General features: G+C 45.9%; 14 protein-coding genes. All 14 read right to left on the reverse strand.

The features are described 5' to 3' along the window. Positions 1 to 14: 14 nt before the first annotated feature. The gene (locus HRQ91_RS11115; RefSeq protein WP_210119594.1) at positions 15 to 809 is read right to left on the reverse strand and encodes an IclR family transcriptional regulator; all 795 of its coding nucleotides are present in this window, start codon (positions 807 to 809) and stop codon (positions 15 to 17) included. 44 nt (positions 810 to 853) lie between these two features. Then, positions 854 to 2188, reverse strand: coding sequence for an enolase C-terminal domain-like protein (locus HRQ91_RS11120; protein ID WP_210119595.1), 1335 nt, complete (start codon positions 2186 to 2188; stop codon positions 854 to 856). Between the two features lie 145 nt (positions 2189 to 2333). Beyond that, positions 2334 to 3818 (reverse strand): tripartite tricarboxylate transporter permease, encoded by a 1485-nt coding sequence (locus HRQ91_RS11125; protein ID WP_210119596.1) that lies wholly within the window; start codon positions 3816 to 3818, stop codon positions 2334 to 2336. A gap of 13 nt (positions 3819 to 3831) precedes the next feature. Beyond that, complete coding sequence (locus tag HRQ91_RS11130) at positions 3832 to 4329, reverse strand: tripartite tricarboxylate transporter TctB family protein (protein ID WP_210119597.1); 498 nt, start codon at positions 4327 to 4329, stop codon at positions 3832 to 3834. 89 nt (positions 4330 to 4418) lie between these two features. Continuing rightward, positions 4419 to 5405: a tripartite tricarboxylate transporter substrate binding protein gene (locus tag HRQ91_RS11135; protein WP_210117670.1), complete on the reverse strand. Its 987-nt coding sequence runs from the start codon at positions 5403 to 5405 to the stop codon at positions 4419 to 4421. A gap of 197 nt (positions 5406 to 5602) precedes the next feature. Further along, positions 5603 to 6748, reverse strand: coding sequence for an amidohydrolase family protein (locus HRQ91_RS11140; RefSeq protein WP_210119598.1), 1146 nt, complete (start codon positions 6746 to 6748; stop codon positions 5603 to 5605). Positions 6749 to 6852: 104 nt separating this feature from the next. Continuing rightward, positions 6853 to 7887, reverse strand: a complete 1035-nt coding sequence (locus HRQ91_RS11145; RefSeq protein WP_210119599.1) for a TRAP transporter substrate-binding protein — start codon at positions 7885 to 7887, stop codon at positions 6853 to 6855. A 49-nt stretch (positions 7888 to 7936) separates the two neighbouring features. Further along, entirely contained in the window at positions 7937 to 9238 is a 1302-nt protein-coding gene (locus HRQ91_RS11150) for a TRAP transporter large permease (RefSeq protein ID WP_210117667.1), read from the reverse strand. 2 nt (positions 9239 to 9240) lie between these two features. Beyond that, on the reverse strand, positions 9241 to 9747 hold the full coding sequence (locus HRQ91_RS11155) for a TRAP transporter small permease (RefSeq protein ID WP_210119600.1): 507 nt from the start codon (positions 9745 to 9747) through the stop codon (positions 9241 to 9243). A gap of 21 nt (positions 9748 to 9768) precedes the next feature. Beyond that, entirely contained in the window at positions 9769 to 10659 is an 891-nt protein-coding gene (locus HRQ91_RS11160) for a dihydrodipicolinate synthase family protein (RefSeq protein WP_210119601.1), read from the reverse strand. Positions 10660 to 10696: 37 nt separating this feature from the next. Further along, a complete protein-coding gene (locus HRQ91_RS11165; RefSeq protein WP_210119602.1) occupies positions 10697 to 12025 on the reverse strand; it encodes an enolase C-terminal domain-like protein in 1329 nt (442 codons plus the stop codon). Between the two features lie 61 nt (positions 12026 to 12086). Then, positions 12087 to 12971, reverse strand: coding sequence for a 2-hydroxy-3-oxopropionate reductase (gene garR / locus HRQ91_RS11170; RefSeq protein WP_210119603.1), 885 nt, complete (start codon positions 12969 to 12971; stop codon positions 12087 to 12089). 233 nt (positions 12972 to 13204) lie between these two features. After that, positions 13205 to 13501 (reverse strand): hypothetical protein, encoded by a 297-nt coding sequence (locus HRQ91_RS11175; RefSeq protein ID WP_210119604.1) that lies wholly within the window; start codon positions 13499 to 13501, stop codon positions 13205 to 13207. 75 nt (positions 13502 to 13576) lie between these two features. After that, positions 13577 to 14281 (reverse strand): HAD family hydrolase, encoded by a 705-nt coding sequence (locus tag HRQ91_RS11180; protein WP_210119605.1) that lies wholly within the window; start codon positions 14279 to 14281, stop codon positions 13577 to 13579. Position 14282 lies beyond the last annotated feature (1 nt).

The raw sequence follows: 14282 nt of genomic DNA on the forward strand, positions 1-14282 counted from the left end.
GGAAAATCCGTAAACTATACTCCGGTATAACCTAAAAAATAAGAAATCTGGCGCGCCGTGTCGCACACAAAATGAATGTTTGCGTCCATTTCTTCGCTTGTTATGGCGTTGTCGAACGCGCTCATGCTTACCGCAGCTATTATCTTTCCTGCGGAATTTCTTATGGGAGCCGCGTTGCAGTTGTCGTGAAGAATGAGCTCCTGCCTGTCGATCGCGTACCCCTGTTCGCGAACCTTTTTCAATTCCGCCATAAGTAAACTATGGTCGACGATAGTGTGTACCGTAAGATCCTTAAAGCCGCCGACTTTGTCTATCATCTTTTCTATCTCTTCAGGATATAATTCCGAAGCTAAAACCTTACCAAGCCCCGAAGCGTAAAACGGAATTTTCTTTCCCGGAGTAAAATAAGTGCGCAAATCGGACTGACTGTCTATTCTGTCAGTCTGAAGAACTTCGTAATTAAACAAAAGCGCCAAATTTATATTCGCCTTGGGAAAATGCTTGCTCAGCATTTCCATATAAGGCAGAGCGATCTTCCTTATATCCAGAGAAGACAGCGCCCTGTTGAACAGATGAACGAATTTGAGCGACGCGGTGTACAGGCTTGTGTTTTCATCCTTTTCCAAATAACCGGCCGTCGTCATAGTGGTAAGAAGTCTGTACGCCATGTTGGTATTAAGATCCAACGCCGTCATTATCTGCTGAACTGAAAACGGGCCGTCGTTCTGCGCCGCAAAGTCAAAAATCGAAAGACATCTAGAAACTATTTTTACATTGTATTTACTGTTATCGTCTTTTCTGTTAGCCATAAATTACCGAATATTAAAGTATTTTCCGCCTTAGGCCGCTTAAACTAGCGTACCATACAAGGCATTTTGGAATCGAATTTCCAGCCGGGTATGAGATACTGCATTCCCACTCCGTCTCGCCTGTCGCCGTAAGGCAGCTTTTTATACAACGCATGCGCTTTTAAAACCGCATCCATGTCAAGTTCAAGTCCGAAACCGCTCGCTTCGGGTATGTGAATTTTACCGTTCGCGATCTTATAAGGATTTTTTGTGAGGTGCTGACCGTCCTGCCAGATCCAGTGAGTGTCCATTGCGGTAACGCTCGGACAAGCTGCCGCCGTTTGTGCAAAGATCGCAAGCGAAATATCGAAATGGTTGTTCGAATGGCAACCCCACGTAAGACCCCAGTCGTGGAGTACTTGCCCTATACGGACGGAATCGGCCATAGTCCAAAAATGAGGATCCGCCAAAACTATGTCTACGGATTTTTCCACGACGGCATGATAAAATTGCCGCCAGTCCGTAGCGATCATGTTCGTTGCAGTCGGAATTCCCGTCCGCATTTTAAATTCCGCCATAGTCTCGCGCCCGGAATATCCGCTTTCCGTGCCGCAGGGATCTTCCGCATACGTCAGGCAGCTGCCCTTGCAAAGCCGTACGGCTTCTTCAAGTTTCCAAGCTCCGTTCGGATCGATGTTTATGCGCGCATCGGGGAATTCTTTTCCCAGAGCCGCAATCGCTTCCATTTCCTTTTCGCCTGAAAGAACTCCGCCTTTAAGTTTAAAATCTTTAAATCCGTAGTACTCTTTTGCGGCGTGAGCCTGCCGAAGTATTCCTTGAGTATCCATAGCGGGTTTACGGCGCTGGCGAAACCACACATTCGGAGCGTTATCCTCGGTGATGTAATCCGCGTCAAATTTTCTTCCGTCGGCTTGATAAAACAGGTAACCGAGCACTACGACGTCGTCGCGCTGCTTGCCTTCGCCCAGCAATTCGCATACCGGAAGCCCCAAAAACTGCCCCCAAAGATCCAAAAGAGCCGCCTCAACCGCCGATTCCGCGTGGACAACGTCTTTAAGCTTCGTAAGATCGAGGTTCTGTATGCCGTCGCTGTTTTTTGCTCGTTCGTTGTGAATGTTTTTAAGCCTGCCGATTACGGTTTTATACTTGCATACGGGCTGTCCTTCAACCAGAGAAACGGCGTCTTCAAGGTACTTTGTGATAGCTTCTCCTCCGTGAACTTCGCCTATCCCCGTGTGCCCGGCGTTATCTTTTATTATAACAATGTTCCTCGTAAAAAAAGGAGCGTGAGCCCCGCTCAATGAAAGGAGCATGCTGTCATATCCTGCAACCGGATATACTCTCATTTCGGTTATCACAGGAGTATTGTCGTTTGTCATATAATCCCTCGTTAAAATTTTCATTTACCGCAAATAATGCGTATCTCAGATCATGCGCGTTGCACATCATTTGCACCCTGCAAAACTTCATACTATGGCGCCAGTTGCAAGTTACCCGCATGCTGCGCCCCACGAACCTTCATTGTTAAGCGGCCGTTCCGCTCCGGTTTTTTACACCCTTTATTACGGCGCGCACAATCGAAAACACTGCAAGCGCGATAAACAGAATGGCAATCGGATGAGAAAAAATTTCCATAGTATTGCCGTTGGCGTACTGAAGACCGCGACGAAGATTGGTTTCAAAATCCTTTGCCAAAATAAAGCCCAGTATGAACGGCGGAAGCGGAACGCTTACCTTTTTCATCACATAACCCATAATTCCGAACAAAAGCAAACTGAATATGTCAAACACTCTGTAATTAAGCGCGTAGGAGCCTATGCCGCATAATACTATAATAACCGGCAACAAAATATAAGACGGTATCTTCAATATCTTTACAAATCCGCGCAGCCCCGTAAACATGACGATAGCCATAACGGCGGAAGAAAGAATCATTGCCGCGTAAATAGCGTAGACCGTATCCGCATTTGTCTGAAAAAGCAGAGGACCGGGAGTAAGTCCGTGAAGCATAAAGCCGCCTAAAAGAATTGCAGTAACGCCGTCGCCGGGAATGCCGAGCGTAAGCAGCGGTATCATAGCTCCTCCTATGCTGGCGTTGTTTGACGTTTCGCTTGCGATAATGCCGTCGACTATTCCCGTTCCGAATTTTTCAGGATGTTTTGAAGAATTTTTTGCAACGGAATACGCTATGAGATTGCTCGTAGATCCTCCTATTCCGGGAAGAACTCCTATGCCAAGCCCTACGACAGCCGAGCGAACAAGATTTCCTATTTGGTCTTTTATGTCGTTCCATCCGAAGCCCAAACCTTTAAGACGATATTCGGTCATAGTCGCGTCTTTATGCTCTTCAATTACCGTTTCAAGGACTTCGCTCACCGCATAAAGGCCTACCAAAACCGGCAGCAGGGCAAATCCTGAAGTTAGTTCCAGCGTGTCGAATGTAAAGCGCTTAGCCGAATCGATGGGCGCAAGCCCTACGGTAGCGAACATCATCCCGAACAGAGCGCTTAAAAGGCCTTTGATCATGGATTTTCCGGCAAGGCTTGCAATCAGCGTGAGCGCAAAAAGCGTTACGCCGAAATATTCCCACGGGCCGAATTTTATCGTAAGAGCGGCAAGAGGTTTTGAAATAACAACCATCGCCGCAATGCTGAATATCGTTCCGAAAAATGAAGCGAAAATTCCGATGCCCAAGGCTTTTCCGGCTTCGCCCTTAAGAGCCATAGGTCGGCCGTCAAAACAAGTCGCAATCGACGCGGGCGTTCCGGGCATATTAAGCAATATGGCGGAAACAAGGCCTCCCGAAGTGCCGCCTATGTAAATTGCCGTAAGCATGGAAAGACCGGCTTCCTTTGTTAAAACGTAAGTTACGGGAAGCATCATGGAAATACCGGCAACCGTCGTGAGTCCCGGCAATGCGCCGAAAACAATCCCGAACATGACTCCGAAGACAATCAAAACAAGTGCGAGCGGGTTTGCGAAAAGATTTATAAAACTTGAAAACAGCATGTATCTTCCTCCGTCAGTATCCGAAAATTCCGGCCGGCAAAATCAAACCGAGTGCCTTGTTGAAAATCGTATAAATTAAAAATGAGACCGCTATCGAAAACAGCGCCGTAAGAACGATGTTTCTTGAAGTCTTGTTCGGAAGCAGCAGATATATCATAGCAAAAAGATACAGAATTGTAGAAATTATAAATCCGAGCCGGTTAAAAAGGAAAATATAAACAAGCAGCAAAAAAATCGCCAAAAGGAGTTTCCCGGTAGTCTTTCGATTTACCTTCGCCTTTTCTGCGGAAGATCCTTTTTCCTTTTTCGCTTTTAGAATCGAGTCGACTATTATCGTCAAGCTTAAGACGGCCATTAGTATTGCAAAAGTCTGCGGAACCGCTCTGGACGACAGCCCTGTTTTTCCGAACGGATTATAGGATTCTATCGAGACGGATCCTATAAAGTAAAATACGGCCAGGATAAAGAAAAACAATCCTACGCCCAAACCGCTTTTTGTTTTATTTGTCATAATTTTACTGCTCCTGCACCTTTAAAACCCGATTACGGAGCGGCGGATCAAACCTGTCCTCAATCCGCCGTCTATAATAAGTCAAAAATTTATTTTTTTCCCGCTTTGATCTGATCCTGAATTTTCATCAAAGCGTCGTATTGTGATTTATACAGGGCTTCGGTATCAGCCGGATTCATATATGTGGGAACCTGATACATCTTTTCTATATCCGCCTTATATGAATTGTTCGTCTTGATCACTTTTTCACATGCGGCGGCAAATTTTTCAACTATAGCTTTATCGGTGCCCTTGGGCATAAAGAAAGTGTTGTCATAGCTGTAACCGCAATCCACGCCGAGCTCTCTGAGCGTGGGAAGATCTTTGAGCGTTGCCGAGCGTTCCGAGCTGACGTTGGCGATCATTCTGAGAGTATCGTTTTTTACATAGTCTACGACCTGACTGTAATTCAATTCGGTTACGTCGACGTGATTGCCGAGGATGAGCTGAAGACGTTCTCCCGAACCGCCGGAACTTACCACGTTGAACTTAGCGCCGGCCGCTTGAACCGCAATGCCTATCCACTGCGTAGAAGCGCCCGTGTTAGCCGTAAAGCGGTATTTTCCGGGATCTTTTTTTGTGGCGTTCACCACATCCTGATACGTATGCCAGTCCGGATGCTGCTTTGCGTTTATAAGAAGAACTTCATCCGAAGCGCGTGAAAACACGCATACGGGCTCGAAATCCTTATAGCCGAAGTTGACCATGCCCGAAACCTGCGCCATGTGCATTGAAATCTGATGAACGAGCACCGTATATCCGTCGTTCGGAGCGTCCTTCGCCTGGGCTGCGCCGATAGTTCCTCCCGAACCGGCTACGTTTGTAATTACCACGGGTTGTTTTAATTCCTGCGTCAAATACTTTGCGAGCGTTCTTGCGTTTACATCGGAATTTCCTCCGGCCGCAAAAGGAACTATAAGATTGATCGATTTTTTAGGCCAGTCAATCCCCCCTGAATTTGCAGAATCTTTTGTGCCGTTTGCGAAAACGACACCCGCCGCCGCCAAAATTGCAGCCATTGCAATTAATTTTTTCATACCTTCCTCCTAAAAAAACTTTTGCAGGATATTTCAATATCCGAAGTTAAAACTTCCTCCTAAATGCGTCACCGCAGAAAGCATTCAGCTTTCGAGGACGGCGCATCGGTGCGCTCTTTGCGCACATATAATCTGCGACGTTTCGGCTTTGCCCGAAACTCGCCGTTTAACAAGGCCGCGCTATCTCAGCGGCCTTGTTAAAACGTGTACTTCACCGAAGTAAAATCCGTCTGCCTGTAAACGATATTTCCTTTTTTTATAGTCATCTGAGGCACAATAACCTGATCTCCTTCAATGAACTCATTATTGCAATCGTAAAATCTTACGCCTTGCTTTTTTATTTTGAACAAAGCTATGTCGGCACGGTTTCCCGCCGTCAAAGAGCCGTAATCTTTAATACCGATAACTTTCGCAGGGGTTGTCGTAGTCATTTTAAAAACATCCATGCATGAAAGACCGAACGCCAGATATTTGGACATCAAGTGCGGCAAAGACACCACAGGATCCGCATAAAACGTTAGCGGCGACATGTCCGAACTTATTATATCGGGAAAAAATCCTTGCTTTATCGCACCTTTTGCAACGGAAAACGCAAAATTCTTTTTGCCGTTGCAAGCGTCAAATATTACGCCCCGCTTTCTGGCCTCCAGAACCTGTTTTTTTATCTTTCCGTTTTCATCAAGGATAGTGTTTTCAACGCCCTGATATACATGGCAAAAAACGTCTCCCGGTCTCAATACGGAAGCTATCTCTTCGCACGGCACGGAAGGCCTTGTAACATGTACTACGACATTGCAACCTATTTCGTCCGCCAGCTTTATGCAGTAAACGAGAGGATCTATTGACGACGTAATATCCTTGGTCAGACGAAGCTTTATCGACACAAGTTCTCCCTTATATCGGGCGAAAAGTTCTTTTATTCTGTCATCGTATTTCGGGAATAAATTGACATCCAGGTTTTCAGGATAAAAACCCGTTCCAAGGCCTATGGGCGCAATATTCAAATAGCTTTTTACGGTTACTATGGAATTAACTATTGAAAAATTACGGAACTGTGTATAATTGCACATACCGCAGGACCCGCCGTCAACCGCCGTGGTTACTCCGCTCGGCAGACAGGAAAGATCCGCATTTACGCCTCCGTCGGTACCCTGATACAAATGTATGTGGTGATCTATAAGACCCGGAACTACCATACAGTCTTTTGCGTCGATGACTATATCGGCGTCGTCCTTATCGAATTCGCTTACAATGCGTCCGCCGCAAACACAAACGTCCCTTATCTCTTCCGTTCCAAACAAGGGCTCATAAACTTTTCCGTTTTTAATTAAAATCTTAGCCATCCGGACATCCTATATCAGCTGTGAACTTTATCAACTGTGCACATAAATGCAACAACTTCCAAAGTTTATACTTTGTTCAGTTGTTGCATTTCTAAGGAATCGACTTATTTATTATCTTCTATTTTTTTCAAGAAGAAAGAAACCAGCTCGCTTCCTACTTTTTCGGTGACCATGTTGTAAACGGGCTGCGACATGGCTTTCATCTTTTCATGCTCGGCGGCGGACAATTCGATTATCTTCATACCGGCGTCGGTACACACTTTTTTATCCGCAATTATGCTGTCGTCGGCGATCCCGTTACCGTAATTATTAGCGTCCGCAGCACATTTGTCCACAAGGCGTTTCATATCTTCGCTCAAGCCCTCGTACAGCGCATTGTTCATGAGGAACGTGATCGTATGACCCAAATGGTTCGTTTCGATCGCGTATTTTTGAGCTTCATAAAACTTGTTTCCTACGATGTTCATGTACGGATTTTCCTGTGCGTCGATTTCTCCTTGCTGCAAGCCGATATAGACTTCGCTAAAGTCCATGGGAAGAGGATTCGCGCCTAAAAGTTTCCAATATTCGATATGATACGGATTTTGAATTACGCGGATTTTTATTCCCTTCATGCCGGCGACGGATTCGGCAAGTTTGTTGCTCGTCATCTGTCTAAATCCCGCGTCGGAGTATCCCAAAACATATATTCCGTTCGCCTTGCTGTAACTGTTCATCTTGTCGATAAATTCTTTATCGTTCAAAACTTTGCGCATATTTGTTATGTCTGAAAAAACGGACGGCATATCAAAGATCGCATATTGTGGAACGAAGCCGACCATTCCCGACGTCATTGTCGAAGAAAAATTGATCGAACCGTTTACAAGGCCTTCCAACATTTCCCTGTCGCCGCCCAACTGCCCGTTGGGATAAATATTTACGACAACGGCTCCGTTGCTCTCGCGTTCAATATTTTCTTTGAACTTTGCGACGATCTTATAGTTGATCGTCGTTTCAGCCACATTGAGCGCTGCCGTCCACGTATACTTTTTTGCCGCCTTTCCGGCAGTATCGGCACCCGTTTTCTTTTCTTTTGCACATCCCAAAAGCGCAAGCACGCACACGAACGGCAAAACCGATTTCACAAAACCCTTTTTCATCCTATCCTCCTAAAAAATTCGACCGTTTTATTATTGTTTGGTCACTCGATCATTTGATTATTGACGGGAGCCACAAGCTGAGGCTCGGAACAAAAATTATAAAACAAAGCGCCGCTAAGAATGCAATAAGAAACGGAACCGTAGCCTTTGCGATCTTGAGCACAGGCTCTCCCGTCAAGCTGTTGGCAATATAAAGATTTATTCCCATCGGCGGCGTCACCATGCCTACTGCAAGGTTCACGGTCATCATTATGCCGAAATGAACGGGATCAACCCCTACGGATTTTACGATGGGCAAAAAGATGGGCGTCAAAAGCATTATGTTCGGTATGTTGTCAAGGAACATGCCGAACACGAGCATAACCAAATTGACAAAAATGAGAACCGCATATTTATTGCTTATGACTTCGGTTACAAAACTGCCGATTTCATGAGAATATCTTAACATGGCGACTACGCGGCCGAACGCGGTAGCGGCGGAAATTATAAACAGAATCGGGACGTAGGACTTTACGCCTTCGAAAAACATGTCGACAATTTCTTTTATACCGATCTTTTTGTACACAAAGATGCTTATAAAAAGCGCATATATTACGGAAATGGCGGCCGCTTCCGTAGGAGTAGTGATCCCCGTATAAATGCTGCCGAGTATTATTATGGGACAAACGAGCGCCCAAAAACTTTCCCTAAAGACGCACAAAAATCCCTTGCTTCTAATCGCATCGTAAGATTTTGCGAGCAGCTCTTTATTGCCTTTATGCTTTCTGCAGTAAAAATAAGCGTAGACCATAAGGCAAAAAGTGATCAGAAGTCCCGGTATGATTCCGCCTATGAACAGCTTTGACGGCGATGCGCTGGACGAAGAAGCGTATACGATGTATGAAATGCTGGGCGGAATAATTACTCCCAAACCGCCGCTCACGGTTACAAGCGCTGTGGAAAAAAGCTTGTCGTAGCCCATGTTCACAAGGAACGGAATACTCATACTTCCGACCGCGGCCACCGTCGCCGGAGAGGAGCCCGAAATCGCCGAATAAAACATGCACGTGCCTATGACGGCGCACGGAAATCCGCCGGTCTTGTTGCCTATAAAATAAGCAAAAAAATCGAATATCTTTTCCGAGATTCCTCCCCTCGCCATTATTATTCCCGAAAGGATAAATAGAGGGACTGCAAGGAGCGTAAAACTGTCAAGTCCGTTTACCATACTGCGGATAGCCGCTTCGACCGTATACGGAAAAGACGGATCCAGAAAAGAAGGCAAAAACGCCATTCCGCCGAAAACTCCCGCAACAGGGATTGTAAAAACGAACAGAACGATTAAGATTACAAAAAATACTAATACAGGCATATTCAAGCACCTCTTTTGCCGAGCGTCTTTCGAACCGAAAAATAAAAAAGCTGGATTATCCTAAAGACGGCAACCGCACAACCTGACAGCGGTATCAGATACAGCACATACATCGGAACATCCAAGGCCGGATTTACCTGTCCGGACGCCTTTGCCCTTATGAGCACAAAAACGCTTCCATATGCAAGGACGGCCAAAAATACCGCCATAAAAGCCCAAGCGACGCAGTTGAAAACTGTCGCAGCTTTTTTGCCTAAAAACTGAATCAGAGCGTCTACGCGGATCATCTTATTAAAGCGTATGCAATATCCCAAGCTGTAAAACCCGGAAGTGACAAGACAAAATTTACATATTTCTTCGCTCCAAGTAAGCGATTTGCTGAAAACATAGCGCAAAACCACGTTTACGGATATCAACGCGGTCATAATAAAAAGGCAGGCGATAAGCACGGCGCTTTCCAGGTTATTATCCAGCCATGACAAAGCGGCGTTTTTTCTATTCTTTTTCATATTCTCGATCCCTTATGAAATTTAATCGACGAGTCCCATGTTTTTAAGGACTGCCTGTAATTTTTCACGGTCCTGAGTGCACAACGGTTTAATGGGAGAGAGGCACTTGCCTACGGGAAAACCTTGGAGCTCAAGGCCTTCTTTTATTACCTCAGGGAAGGTTCCCATGTTCGAAGCTATGCGAAGCGGATTTAACACAAACTGCGCTTCGAGAGCGCCTTTTAGATCTCCGGCTTTAAATTTGTCGTAGATGTCCGCAACGATGCGCGGAGCGACGTTTGCGCAGCTGGCGATAGCTCCGCCGGCGCCGTAGCATAGTCCGGCATATATCAAGGTGTCGCGCCCCACCAAGACGGTAAAATTTTTATTCCCGCGCGTAAGGCGGATGTATTCGGCGGAATTGGTAAAATCGCCGGTGCTGTCTTTAACGCCTACGATGTTTTCAATTTCGGAAAGTTTTGCAACTGTTTCGGGCGCGATAGTCACATTTGTCTTGGGTTTGTTGTTGTACATGATCACAGGAAGTTTCGTATTCGAGGCGACCGTCTTATAAAAATCATACAGCTCGTCCTGCGTTTGACTTACGAACATCGGAGTTAAAACGGAAACGGCGTCGACCTTTGCCTCTTCCGCAATATGAACAAGCTCTATGGTTCCTCTCGTTGAAATTTGGCTTGTGCCGCCGTAAACGGGAACCCGCCCCTTAACTTCGTCTACTGCCACTTCAAAGATGTGCTTTACTTCATCCTTTGAAAAGGCATAAAATTCTCCCGTAGTTCCCATGGGAAAAATACCGTGGACTCCTTCTTTTATAAGAAAATTTATCACCTTTCTGAAAACGCTTTCGTTGAATTTTCCGTCTTCGGTAAACGGAGTTATAACCGGCGGAATAATGCCGTAAGGCTTAAACATATTTTCTCCTCTCCCTGTTTATTTTTATCTGCCCTGCTTAACGCACAAGGCACGGCTTTTTAGGATCGAATTTCCAACCGGGAATCAAATATTGCATCCCGATAGAATCGTCGCGGGCTCCCAGACAATGCTCTTTATACAATTCGTTTGCTTTTTTTATTTGTTCGATGTCGGGTTCAACGCCGAGTCCGGGTTTTTTAGGCAGATCGACACAGCCTTCTACTATCTGCAAAGGCTTCTTTGTAAGGCGTTCAAGCCCTTCCTGCCAGATCCAATGCGTATCTATGGCGTTTACGTTTCCGGGAACGGCGGCCGCCGTCTGCGTGATCATCGCTAAAGAAATGTCGAAGTGATTGTTCGAATGCGAACCCCAAGTAAGCCCGAATTCGTCGCATAATTGGCCTACGCGCACGGCTCCCGCCATAGTCCAAAAGTGGCAATCGGCAAGCGGAATGTCCACGGACTGAAGCACAACCGAATGGCTCATCTGCCGCCAGTCGGTAGCGATCATGTTTGTGGCCGTGCGCATGCCCGTAGCGCGGCGGAATTCCGCAAGAATTTCCCGCCCGGAATAGTCGTCTTCGGCGCCGCAAGGATCTTCGCAATAAGTGAGAGTCCCGCTCATTCCCTTGCACAGATCTACGGCTTCTTTTAAACTCCACGCTCCGTTAGGATCAAGCGTAATTCTTGCCTCCGGGAACCTTTCTTTTAAAGCGCGGATCGACCTCATTTCTTCTTTACCTTCAAGGACGCCGCCTTTAAGTTTGAAATCCGCAAAGCCGTATTTTTTTTGAGCGGCAACGGCCAGAGCGACGACAGCTTCGGGCGTCATAGCCTTGTTATGGCGGAGCTTGTACCAGTCGCATGAAGAATTTTCTTCGGAGTCATAGGGCAAATCGGTCTTTGTACGATCCCCGACAAAAAAAAGATAACCCAGCATCCGCACCTTGTTTCGGACTATGCCGTCGCCAAGCAATGCGGCGGCGGGAACTTCCAAAAACTGTCCGGCAAGGTCAAGAAGAGCCGCTTCAACGGCCGTCACTACGTGGACGCCGGTGCGAAGATCAAAAGTTTGAAGACCGCGAACATCGTTTGCACATGTCTTTTTCATATAATCGGAAACGGCCTTGAGTGTGTTTTTATAGGCGCCGACAGAACTGCCTTCCACGATCGTCCGGCATTTTTCCAGTGCATCGGTGATCTTTTGTCCGCCGGGGACTTCACCGCAACCTACGCGTCCGCTGCCGTCTTCAAGGATCACAATGTTTCTTGTAAAAAACGGAGCGTGCGCTCCGCTTAAATTCAGTTCCATGCAGTCCTTGCCCGCAACCGGATAAACTGTCATCTTTTTTATTACGGGAACCATTCAAAGCCCTCCTAAAAGCGCGCCGTCCTTTCAAACAAAAACGGCGCCTTTGATCTTTCGATTATTTTCCGATCTTTTCGTTTGAAAGTTTTTCGTAGTATTTTGCAAGCGCGCTGTGATCGTCTTTTTCAAAGCCGTCGGCTTTGAGAGCTTGCATCATTTCCATTACCTGACCCGTAAGAGGCAGCGGACTTGAAACCTTGTGTCCGGCGTTAAGAGCGTTCGTAAGGTCCTTTATGTGAAGTTCAATTCTAAAACCGGGTTTATAGTTGTGCGCAAGAATCATCGGAGTCTTTGCGTTCATTACGGTAGAACCGGCAAGGCCGCCCTTTATTCCTTCAAAGACCTTTTCAGGATCGGTTCCGGCTTTTTTTGCAAGCATGAGCGCTTCGGAAAGGGCTGCAATATTGCAGGCGACGATTATCTGGTTTGCAAGTTTGCACGTATTGCCTGCGCCGAGGTCTCCTATGTGCGTAACGGACGAGCCCATTATGGAAAGAAGATCTTTGTATTTTTCAAACAAGTCTTTTTTGCCGCCGCACATTATGGACAGGGTTCCGTCTATAGCCTTAGGTTCGCCGCCTGAAACGGGAGCGTCCATCATCTCTATGCCTTTCTTTGCAAGTTCTTCTCCGATCGCCTTGGATTCCATAGGATCGATAGAGCTCATGTCAATCAAAACGGAACCGGGTTTTGCAGTTTCAATAAGACCGTTTTCACCCAACGCTACGGTGCGCACTTGAGGAGAATTCGGAACCATAGTGATAAACAGGGAACAAGCCTTGGCAACCCCCGCAGGATTTGCGGCAACTTCCGCGCCCAAACCTTTGAACTCTTCAACGGTTTCTTTTTTCAATTCACAGATCACCAATTCGTGACCAGCTTTAATAAGGTTTTTAGCCATAGGCTTACCCATTATTCCAAGACCTATAAATCCTATTTTCATTTTTTGCCTCCGTAATTTATAAAATTAACTACTTAATTAAACAACTAATTTTAGAAAATGTAAAGCAAAATATTCATTTTTTATAAACTTTTTATATTTTTTATGAATTTAACATAAACAAAAGAGAAATTTCTTCGGCACAGCCCGATTTTTTTAAAATCAGGCAGCGGTCGTCTTTAAGACAGAGGTTTTATTAATGAAAACAAAGAAAACCCGCGAATTTTTAAGGAAGGCTAGCGGCTTCTTATGAGCATGAGGACAAAAGCAAGTATAAAAAACAATGACGGAACGGCTGTAAAAACGAGCACGGAAAGAGGAATGCCGAAAACTTCTATGCCCCCGGCAGTGATTATTCCAAGATCCAGCATCATATTAAACATTATGCCCGTGTAGCCTGTAACGGCGCCCGCGACAAGAGACATCCAGGCAGGATCACGCGTTTTGGACCACAGCATAATGGCGAGAAAGGCCGCCAGACCTCCGAGCACGAATTTTACTATGTACAAGATGATAACTGCATTCTGATCCATATTTTTCTCCAAAAAAAACTTTTGCAAGGGTTCGCCCTCGCCCGAAAACGCACAAAAGCGAACACAACCGCAAATTCAAAAAAAAGATATCAATTCTCCGGCATAGCCTACGATAATATCGGCTTTTTCGGCAAGAAGCTTTTCTTTATCGCCCAAACCTTTGGTGACGGCGCAGGTGCGACAACCGAAATTATGCCCCGCCTGCACGTCGACGGCGGAATCTCCCACCATCAAGGTTTCGTCTTTGGAAATATGCTTTAAATTTCCGACGCTTTTATTCATCGCCTCAAGGGCCTGTTGAAGTCCTTCGGGGTCGGGTTTCATATTCTTAAGCTGTTCGGGACCGATGATCGCATCAAAATATTCGTCTATGTCGAAATAAGAAAGAATATCGTGCGTAATATTCTGAGGTTTGTTTGAAACGACGGCCATTTTTATTCCTTTTATCATAAGACGCTCGATAAGGTACGCAAAACCAGGATACAAAACGGTTCTTTCCAAAGCGTGTTCCGCATAATACGAAACGTACCAGCGGAGGACAGCGTCTATTCTTTCAGGTTCCAAGGAGGACTTCGTCTCTAAAGAACAGGCGAGCGAACGCTCTATAAGTTTTTTTGCGCCGTTGCCTACAAAAGAAACCGCCGTTTGCTCGTCTATGCGCTTTAACCCGAAGTGTTCAAGCGTCACGTTTACGGCTTCCGCCATGTCCGCCGCGGAATCGATTATAACGCCGTCGCAGTCGAATATTATTCCTCGAATATCTTTTATAAAATTTTTCATA

Source organism: Treponema parvum (genome assembly GCF_017893965.1).
In the GTDB taxonomy this organism is placed as follows: domain Bacteria; phylum Spirochaetota; class Spirochaetia; order Treponematales; family Treponemataceae; genus Treponema_D; species Treponema_D parvum.

Coding starts and splice junctions, on each gene's coding strand:
- HRQ91_RS11115 (WP_210119594.1), bottom strand. CDS start 809: ATGGCTAACAGAAAAGACGATAACAGTAAATACAATGTAAAAATAGTT.
- HRQ91_RS11120 (WP_210119595.1), bottom strand. CDS start 2,188: ATGACAAACGACAATACTCCTGTGATAACCGAAATGAGAGTATATCCG.
- HRQ91_RS11125 (WP_210119596.1), bottom strand. CDS start 3,818: ATGCTGTTTTCAAGTTTTATAAATCTTTTCGCAAACCCGCTCGCACTT.
- HRQ91_RS11130 (WP_210119597.1), bottom strand. CDS start 4,329: ATGACAAATAAAACAAAAAGCGGTTTGGGCGTAGGATTGTTTTTCTTT.
- HRQ91_RS11135 (WP_210117670.1), bottom strand. CDS start 5,405: ATGAAAAAATTAATTGCAATGGCTGCAATTTTGGCGGCGGCGGGTGTC.
- HRQ91_RS11140 (WP_210119598.1), bottom strand. CDS start 6,748: ATGGCTAAGATTTTAATTAAAAACGGAAAAGTTTATGAGCCCTTGTTT.
- HRQ91_RS11145 (WP_210119599.1), bottom strand. CDS start 7,887: ATGAAAAAGGGTTTTGTGAAATCGGTTTTGCCGTTCGTGTGCGTGCTT.
- HRQ91_RS11150 (WP_210117667.1), bottom strand. CDS start 9,238: ATGCCTGTATTAGTATTTTTTGTAATCTTAATCGTTCTGTTCGTTTTT.
- HRQ91_RS11155 (WP_210119600.1), bottom strand. CDS start 9,747: ATGAAAAAGAATAGAAAAAACGCCGCTTTGTCATGGCTGGATAATAAC.
- HRQ91_RS11160 (WP_210119601.1), bottom strand. CDS start 10,659: ATGTTTAAGCCTTACGGCATTATTCCGCCGGTTATAACTCCGTTTACC.
- HRQ91_RS11165 (WP_210119602.1), bottom strand. CDS start 12,025: ATGGTTCCCGTAATAAAAAAGATGACAGTTTATCCGGTTGCGGGCAAG.
- garR (WP_210119603.1), bottom strand. CDS start 12,971: ATGAAAATAGGATTTATAGGTCTTGGAATAATGGGTAAGCCTATGGCT.
- HRQ91_RS11175 (WP_210119604.1), bottom strand. CDS start 13,501: ATGGATCAGAATGCAGTTATCATCTTGTACATAGTAAAATTCGTGCTC.
- HRQ91_RS11180 (WP_210119605.1), bottom strand. CDS start 14,281: ATGAAAAATTTTATAAAAGATATTCGAGGAATAATATTCGACTGCGAC.